Here is a 7,458-nt window from a genome sequence, read left to right as displayed (position 1 = left end):
CTTCAAAGGAGGACTTCTTGTCTGGGCTGCTGACGAGATTGTCCGAGGCGTGAATCCTTGGCGGCGCTGTCTCGGGGCCGCCGTGGCCGTCTATGTGCTGATCACAGTGCTACGGTAGTCAGGGAAAGCTGTCGGCGGCCGCAGGGCGCCCGACGCGAAGGCCGTCAGGAAGCCCAAGGCCACCTGGGCGGAGCCGATATTCTTTGCACGTCGAGTACCGGGACATCACCTCCGAAGGTCTGCTGCGCGCCAGCTCGTTGATGGGATTAAGGAGGAACGCGCCGTTCCTAGCAGCGTTCTCTTCCCCAAAATAGGGAGGATGGACGTGACTGATAATCTCACCAAGCGAGGTCGGCCCGACCGCAGCAAGATAAACATGCATGAGGCTCACGAGGTGAAGTACTGGACGCATGCCCTCGGGGTGACCCGTGAAGAGCTACAGAAAGCAATCGATAAGGTGGGCAACTCCGCAGCTACAGTCCGTAAGGAGTTGGGTAAAGAGGCAGATGCGCAATGAGGACCGCGAGTGGCTCCTGTTCTACATCGATATCGCAATCGCCGTTTGCATGTCCGGTCTTATGATAACCTTTACTCGTATCATTCATTGACTGACTCCAATTGTCCCATCTGCCACGGGCTCGGCTGGGCCTGTGAGAACCACCCTGACCGCGCTTGGACCGAACAGCCTGGAGGCTATCAGTGCGGCGCGGCATGCCGTGCGAGTGCAATAGGACCGACGGCGTCGATCTGACGGACGTCGAGGGGATTATCGAAGAAGTTGAGGGGCCGAAGAGGAGCCGAGATTAGAATGCCGTATCGGGTTACGTATCTGGCCGAAGATCATATCGGCGCTTCAAGCGTTCGGTTGTGACCTTTGCGGCGTATTGAATGCGGTCGAGGTCGCCTTCATCGTTCGCGATGACGTAGAGTCTCCAGTTGATGTCGCGCGGGACACTGGTCTCGCATTCTACTTCCACAGAGCGGACATGTTCGGAGCCGGGAAAACTGCGGATTTCCTGTAACGCGATACGTTCGAGGTCGGCCTTCGAGATAGGAGCTTTTGTCACCCTTATCTCCTGAGCTGGCAAAGGGCCGTCGAATCCCACACCGTAGCCAACCGAAGCCGCGCGGCTAAGTTCCTATGGACGGCGGCGTTCCGATCTTGAGGGCGCGGCGCCGAACGGAAGCGTCTGCCAATGATCGATTAGCAATTCGGCGGATCCGCCGAAAAGGCGGAACGACGTCCTGCGAGGACGAGGTCGGGGTGACTGCGCTGCAATCTCTGTGTATTCAGCACGCGCCTAGTAGATAGCAGCTCCCGATCTTCGGACTACCATCGTGAGGCGGCTATGAACGTCGACCTCGTAGACAAGAGCGAGCCTCGCAGGCTGTCGGTAACGAGCTGAACCCTTGTGCCAGCAACCGCAATCAGACAAGATTGCTCATCGTCACGCCTCGGAGGGAGAGGGGCGGGGGTGGTGCGCGAGCTGCAGCAGCGTTGCGGAAGGCCGACGACCCGCCTTAGCACATTTGTTGCACCGGAGCCTGCCGGCCAGGTCGTGCGCAAAGGTTGTAGAGACGTGCGGCAATGCAGCCAGATCAACATCACGTCGGCTCTTGCAGCGGGAGCACTGGATTTCAAGCCAAGGGTAGTCATTGATCGACCGTGGGCGAGGGATCGATTGGCTACATGCGTTCGTTCCAACTCTCGCAGAGGAGGCGGTCGGCCTGCCTGATCAGCGCTTCGCCTTCGGCGCGAGCCGCGGCGGATTGAGCCGCCAGAATGGTGGTCATCGCGCGTGCCTTGCCGAGCTCCTTGCCCAAGGCCTTTCGGTCGCTACCGGAGAGCGGCGTCGGGTGATGCTTCGGAGCCATGCGGGGCGCGGGTGATCAATTCAGACAGGCTCGAAGGCGGGCCAGCAGCCGTCCTCCTCATAGCGGCCAGTCCGGCTTTGGCAGGTGTTGTTCGGCAAACGTTGTCCAACCTCCTTCCAGACGGCTTGTTGCCCGTAGAGCCGGACGGCGTCCGCCTTCTGGATCTCAACAATGCGCTCGCACCGGCGGCAGGAAACGCGCAGGACGTGCTGCGGGAGCTCGGACAGTCGAAGTCCTGCGGCTCGTCCTACCGGCTTGGCGTCAGCCGGGAGATCGTTGAGGACGGAGCGCCAGTATTCCTCCGGCATCTCGTCCTGCGGGCTAAGCGCACCCGCCTTCGCGGCCTCGTTACCCATTGATCTCGCTAAATTTTCCATCTGTTTCGAGTTGGGCATACGCCAGCTCGCAGGTCGGTCGTTCATGGCGGAATTAGAACATAAAGAGAACAAAAGTCGAGTCCGAGCAAAGGAGGCTGGACTTATTTATTTGACGTCGACCTTGTCGGAACTGGCAGCTTTCAATCGTCTTGAATCCAGGCCATCTAAACTGGAGTTCTGCGTACATGGCCCCCCGCGCCAACTGGAAAGGCTTCCTGCGTCTGTCCCTCGTGACTTGTCCCGTGGCGCTGTACCCAGCGACTTCCGAGTCCGAGAAAATCTCCTTCAATCAGCTAAATCGGCAGACAGGCCATCGCATCAAGTACCTCAAGGTCGACGCAGACACCGGCGATGAGGTGCCCAATGAGGACATTGTGAAGGGCTATGAGCTGGAGAAGGGCCAGTTCATCGAGGTTACCAAGGAAGAGCTCGAAGAGATCGCGCTGGAGTCCAGCCGCACGATCGAGATCGACGAGTTCGTCGATAAGAGCGACATCGATCCACGCTATTTAATCCGTCCCTACTATTTACGACCCGACGGCAAGGTCGGCCACGACGCCTTCGCGGTGATCCGCGAGACCATCCGCGAAATGAACAAGGTGGCCATCGGCCGCGTGGTACTGACCAATCGCGAGCACATCATCGTTCTCGAGCCCATGGAGAAAGGGCTGGTGGGGACATTGCTGCGCTACCCCTACGAGGTCCGCAGCGAGCAGGAGTACTTCGACGAGATCCAGGACGTCAAAGTCACCAAAGACATGCTCGACCTCGCCAAACACATTGTGAACCAGAAGGCAGGCACGTTCGATCCCGAGAAGTTCGAGGACCACTACGAGAGCGCACTGGTCGAATTGATCAACGAGAAGCGGGCCGGCAAGGTCATCCGCCCGAAGGAGCGGCCAAAGGGCGAGAACGTTGTCGATCTGATGGATGCGCTGCGCAAGAGCGTGGGCGGCGCAGCGGCCGATGCAGCCGCGCAAAAGAAGCCCGCCAAGAAGTCGAAGAAGCCCTCCGCCGGCCAGAAGGAAATGCTGATGCCGATCAGCGGCAAGAAACCCGCGAAGGAAGCGTTGGGTAAGAAGCCGGCGGCCAGGTCCCAGCGTAAGTCTGCTTAAGAGAGGAGAGCGCCATGGACATGAAAGACGCCTCGGCGATGACGGAGGCATCCGGCCTGGTGAACGATCACGATGGTACAGAGCTGGCTGCCGGCGCCAGGCGGGCCGGGACTGAGGCGAGTGCTCGCCCGCTTGCTATGTCCTCGCAAGACGAGCTCATACGTTGGACCGATCGCTTGCGCGAGGTGACGGTGAAGGCGCCGCTGCGGTCGCTGTTCGCGGCGTTCTTGGTCGGCCTCTGGGTCGCGCGCCGGCGCTAGTCTTGCTGGCCGTGCCGCGGAAGCTCAAGACGTTCCAGACCTCTTTGGGCTTCTACGACCTCGCAGTCGCTGCACCCTCGATGAAGGTCGCTCTCGAGGCCTGGGGCGCCGGCAGCAATCTCTCACCAGGACTTCGCCAGGCGGACGACGATCTCGATGTGGTCGCCGCACCATGTCGAAGCCAGGCGTGGTCCTCAAGCGCCCGCCGGGTCGAGCGGGCGTTTCCCGGAGCATTCCGATCTGCCCTCCGATCTCGAAAGGGACCGGGGTAAGGCGCGAGAAGCGACGGCCGAAGCCCGCGAAGAAGACCGGGCAGAAGATCGGCGAGCGAGGCGCAAAAAGCGGCCGACGCTTTCGAGAAGGAGCGGAAGCGCCAGGAAGCGCAGCGCCGGTGGGAAGAGGCCGCCCGCCAAAAGGAGCGCGAGCGGCGCGAGAAGGCGACGGCGAAAGCGCAGGCGGCCCTCGACGCCGCCGAGCGGCAGCACGCGGACAGGGCGCAGTCCATCAGGTCAGGCATCGAAGCTCTCGAGGCTCGCGTATTTCGCTTCGGACCGCCGTGCAACAAAATCAAACGCCCACCCTCAAAAGAGGGTGGGCGCGCGGTGACTTATGACATGATGACGTCCTACTTCTTCTCGGCGCTGGCTTCCTTAGCTGGGGGCGGCTTCATGCCGACGGTCAACTGGCGGATTTTTAGAGCGCCGCCTTCTCGGATGTTGATGGAACCCCAGAACACCGTGACCTGAGTGGCGTCACCGCTCTTAGGATCCTTGCCGAAGATGTCCGTCTCGCCGTTGGCAACGACCAGATCGTTGTTGATGACCGACATGTTGTCGACTCTGATCTCAATATGATCGGTGCCGTTCTTGAAGTTGTTTTCGTATACGGTCTTGAGATCGGAAAACACACCGCCCGGGTTGATCTGGATCCCGTCCTTTGCATAGAGCGCAGCGACACAGGCCGCGTCTTTCTTGGCGACGCAGTCGGTGTAGGCGACGGCTATTTTTTCAGCCTCCTGCTTGACCTCATCGGCCAGTGCCGGTGCAGAGATGAAAGCGGAAGAACACAATGCCAAGAGCAATGAACGTCGCTTCATAACAACTTCCCCTCTGGTTGTGATGCACAATTGCATCGCGACGTCCTCCCAACATAGGACGCTGCGTTGCATTTGTTCCGAGCGGCGTCTTCTTCGTCAGGCTGAAACACTACCGGTTTGCGAGTATACACAATTTTGCACGGCTTGACGCGCCAACCTTGACCATCGACGACGGGCGCGGCATTCCTCGAGAATGCAGCGAATGCAGGTACTGTTTCGGGAAAGACAGGCACATTGACGCATGCCACAGATGAAAGTGTCTTGGCTCGCGCGCGGTGGCCTACTTGTTCATCATCCGGCGGAGCTTCCAATCGACATCCCTGGCGTTCTCTCCCGCACGGCCTGCTTCACCATCGTCATTACGTTCGTCCGACGGCTCCTGGCGGACGCGCCTTTGCGGGTCCTTTATGATCCGCCTCAACTCCGCGGCGACGCCATCCAACACCGCGCGCTATTCCTTCATCTGCTTGGAGTGATTGTAGATCTTGCTGGTCACGGTCGGCACGATCACGTCACCCCTCTTGCTGACTGCATGATCGAGGCACTTCGCGATCCACGCATCGTCGAAGCCGAGGTCGCCGACCAGGGTTGCCGCTGTCCGGCGCAGGTCATGCGGCGTGAACGGCTTGAGGCGGAGCAACTCGCAAACCGAATTCTTTCGCCGCGCTTACATGCTCGATACGAAGGTCGGCACGGAGGAGAAGGACGATGCCGCTATGGTCGCCCAGACCGCATACAAGGCGATGCTGAATGGCGAGAGCGACGTCGTGACCGGCATGAAGAACAAGATCCAGTCCGCCGTCGCCAAAAACATCATGCCGAACGAAGTTCTCGCGAAGCAGCATCGCAAAATGGCGGAGCCGGGCACAGCCGAAAAGTAGGATCGGCGAGCGGATCGCGAGCCTGCCCGCTCCGGACGATATGATCTAATGCGTGAGTTTCAGAATGGGAACTCAGAAGCGCCGAGGCAGTTAGAGGGTGATTGGAAAATTGCACCTGAGGAAAAGGTGAAGGCTCGCGGGCAAAGTCATTGGGAATTGGCGCCACTTTCGCGGTTCTTCGGCGAACTCGCGAACCGGACCTCCATTGCGGCCGGACGGGCTTCCACATTCCTGTTGGCGGTCGGCGTGGTCATAGTGTGGGCCTTTAGCGGGCCGATCTTCCATTTCTCCGATACGTGGCAACTCGTCATCAACACCGGGACGACGATCGTGACGTTCTTGATGGTATTTCTCATCCAGAACTCCCAAAATCGAGACAGTGCCGCCATCCAAGTTAAACTCGATGAATTGATCCGCGTTGGCGCCGCGCGCAACTCGCTCGTGGGTATCGAACACCTCAGCGACGATGAGCTCGAGGAAATTCGCACTAAGTGCGAAGCCCGAGCGGCTGGTGACCGGTCGGTTGCGGATGCTGACAATGCCGCCCGCCAGGCGGCTGAACGAATATCGAGCTAAGGCCTTGTCGTCATCGCGTGAGCCAGCGAAAGATCCGGCCGCGGCCGATAGTATTGAAACAGTCCTCAAACTCGAGAAAGAAGATGAGCAGGAGTTAGCTCCCGTTCATCGGGCCTTCCACGCCATTGGCGCGTTCTTTGGCACGATCTACTTCATTTTATTCCAAGTGCTTGTCGTGACGGGATGGATCGCGCTTAATAGCGTACCGGCTCTGCGAGCTTGGGCAATCGATCCATTTCCGTTTCCGCTGCTTGCAACGTTTCTCTCACTTGAGGCGGTGCTGCTCACATCCTGTGTGCTCATTCGGCAAAATGCGATGGACCGTACCTCCGAGCGACGCGACTACCTTGAGCTCCAAATCAACCTATTGGCGGAGAAGGAGGCCACGCGAACGCTGGATCTGCTTCATCGGGTCGCTCAGCATCTGCGCATGCCAGACGCTGGCGATCATCAGATGACCGAATTGGCCAAGGAGACGCGGGTCGACCAGATCGCCCGTGATCTGAAGAACCGAGAGAACGAAGCTGAGACGAAGTGAGGGGCGTGCTTCGAGACTAACACATGTTGGCTGCCTACAGTGCCGATCATTAGGTTCCGCTTTGCATCTCCGGAAGTAGGGAATGTGCGAGATGATTGTAACGGACCGGAAAACCTGCATGATCCTCCATCGGTAGGTGCTCCGTCATGCGCTCGTGGGTTATAGCCTTCATCTTCCTCCTTTTGGGCGCTACCGCTTACGCCCAAGAGGATAAGAAGACTGATGACCTCAAGCCGGCCGATCCTGACACCGGCGAAAGCACAGTGCAGGAAACTACTCTCGGTCTCCTTCCCAATCCTTTCGAGAAGCACGGCGTCAAGTTTGCGGTCACATACATCGGCGAAGTTCTTGGCAATCCCGTCGGTGGATTGAAGCAGGGCTCGATCTATGAGGATCGCATCAACTTCGCTTTGGACGCTGATCTTCAGAAACTTGTGGGTCTCAACGGGGGCACCTTCCACGCCAATGTTTTTCAGATCGACGGGGGCGGCCTGTCGCGTGGAAGTCTGTTCAATTTTCTTGTGGTGAGCGGCATCGAGGCGCTGCCAACCACGCGCCTGTATGAGATGTGGCTTGAGCGGAAGTGGGGCGACAAGCTTGCGCTAAGGGCCGGGCAGCTTGCCGCCGACTCGGAATTCATGACGGCTAGGTATACAGACGTGTTCACCAATGCGTCGCTGGGCTGGCCCGCCGGTCTTTCCCTAAATCTGCCGAGCGGCGGGCCATCGCCACCGCTTGCG

Annotated in this window: 10 protein-coding genes and 2 pseudogenes; 7 read left to right on the top strand and 5 right to left on the bottom strand. The window is 59.2% G+C overall.

What is annotated here, in order from left to right; all coding sequences use genetic code 11:
* The first annotated feature begins 319 nt into the window (after positions 1–319).
* On the top strand, positions 320–517 hold the full coding sequence (locus JQ627_RS38755; RefSeq protein ID WP_212489580.1) for a DUF3606 domain-containing protein: 198 nt from the start codon (positions 320–322) through the stop codon (positions 515–517).
* Between the two features lie 304 nt (positions 518–821).
* On the opposite strand, the gene JQ627_RS38750 is transcribed toward JQ627_RS38755, so the two are convergent.
* From JQ627_RS38750 to JQ627_RS38740, 3 genes and pseudogenes are all read right to left on the bottom strand, one after another.
* Entirely contained in the window at positions 822–1,067 is a 246-nt protein-coding gene (locus JQ627_RS38750) for a hypothetical protein (protein WP_212489579.1), read from the bottom strand.
* Between the two features lie 381 nt (positions 1,068–1,448).
* Positions 1,449–1,875 (bottom strand): annotated as a pseudogene (locus JQ627_RS38745) (hypothetical protein).
* 20 nt (positions 1,876–1,895) lie between these two features.
* A complete protein-coding gene (locus tag JQ627_RS38740; RefSeq protein ID WP_249143749.1) occupies positions 1,896–2,270 on the bottom strand; it encodes a hypothetical protein in 375 nt (124 codons plus the stop codon).
* Positions 2,271–2,437: 167 nt separating this feature from the next.
* Here JQ627_RS38740 and JQ627_RS38735 point away from each other — a divergent pair, with 167 nt between their 5' ends.
* Complete coding sequence (locus JQ627_RS38735) at positions 2,438–3,367, top strand: Ku protein (protein WP_212489577.1); 930 nt, start codon at positions 2,438–2,440, stop codon at positions 3,365–3,367.
* A gap of 14 nt (positions 3,368–3,381) precedes the next feature.
* Entirely contained in the window at positions 3,382–3,627 is a 246-nt protein-coding gene (locus JQ627_RS38730; protein ID WP_212489576.1) for a hypothetical protein, read from the top strand.
* Positions 3,628–4,252: 625 nt separating this feature from the next.
* Here the strand turns inward: JQ627_RS38730 and JQ627_RS38725 are convergent.
* Both JQ627_RS38725 and JQ627_RS38720 read right to left on the bottom strand, forming a co-directional pair.
* Positions 4,253–4,723, bottom strand: a complete 471-nt coding sequence (locus JQ627_RS38725) for a nuclear transport factor 2 family protein (protein ID WP_212489575.1) — start codon at positions 4,721–4,723, stop codon at positions 4,253–4,255.
* Positions 4,724–5,174: 451 nt separating this feature from the next.
* Positions 5,175–5,363 carry a hypothetical protein gene (locus JQ627_RS38720; protein WP_212489574.1) on the bottom strand — a complete coding sequence of 63 codons (189 nt, stop codon included), beginning with the start codon at positions 5,361–5,363 and terminating at the stop codon, positions 5,175–5,177.
* A gap of 1 nt (position 5,364) precedes the next feature.
* Between JQ627_RS38720 and JQ627_RS38715 the strand changes: the two are divergent.
* The 4 genes and pseudogenes from JQ627_RS38715 to JQ627_RS38700 form a co-directional block, all read left to right on the top strand.
* Positions 5,365–5,604: pseudogene (locus tag JQ627_RS38715) on the top strand (oxidoreductase); the annotation flags it as partial.
* A 48-nt stretch (positions 5,605–5,652) separates the two neighbouring features.
* Entirely contained in the window at positions 5,653–6,180 is a 528-nt protein-coding gene (locus JQ627_RS38710; protein ID WP_212489573.1) for a low affinity iron permease family protein, read from the top strand.
* Positions 6,143–6,718, top strand: a complete 576-nt coding sequence (locus tag JQ627_RS38705) for a DUF1003 domain-containing protein (protein ID WP_212489572.1) — start codon at positions 6,143–6,145, stop codon at positions 6,716–6,718. The genes JQ627_RS38710 and JQ627_RS38705 overlap by 38 nt, the downstream gene beginning before the upstream one ends.
* 146 nt (positions 6,719–6,864) lie before the next feature.
* A partial coding sequence (locus JQ627_RS38700; protein ID WP_212489571.1) for a carbohydrate porin occupies positions 6,865–7,458 on the top strand: 594 nt, incomplete at its 3' end.

The organism is Bradyrhizobium liaoningense (assembly GCF_018130785.1).
Taxonomy (GTDB): Bacteria; Pseudomonadota; Alphaproteobacteria; order Rhizobiales; family Xanthobacteraceae; genus Bradyrhizobium; species Bradyrhizobium liaoningense_A.
The sequence above is the reverse complement of the archived record's forward strand: the minus strand, read 5'-3'. Positions and strand labels throughout refer to the sequence as shown.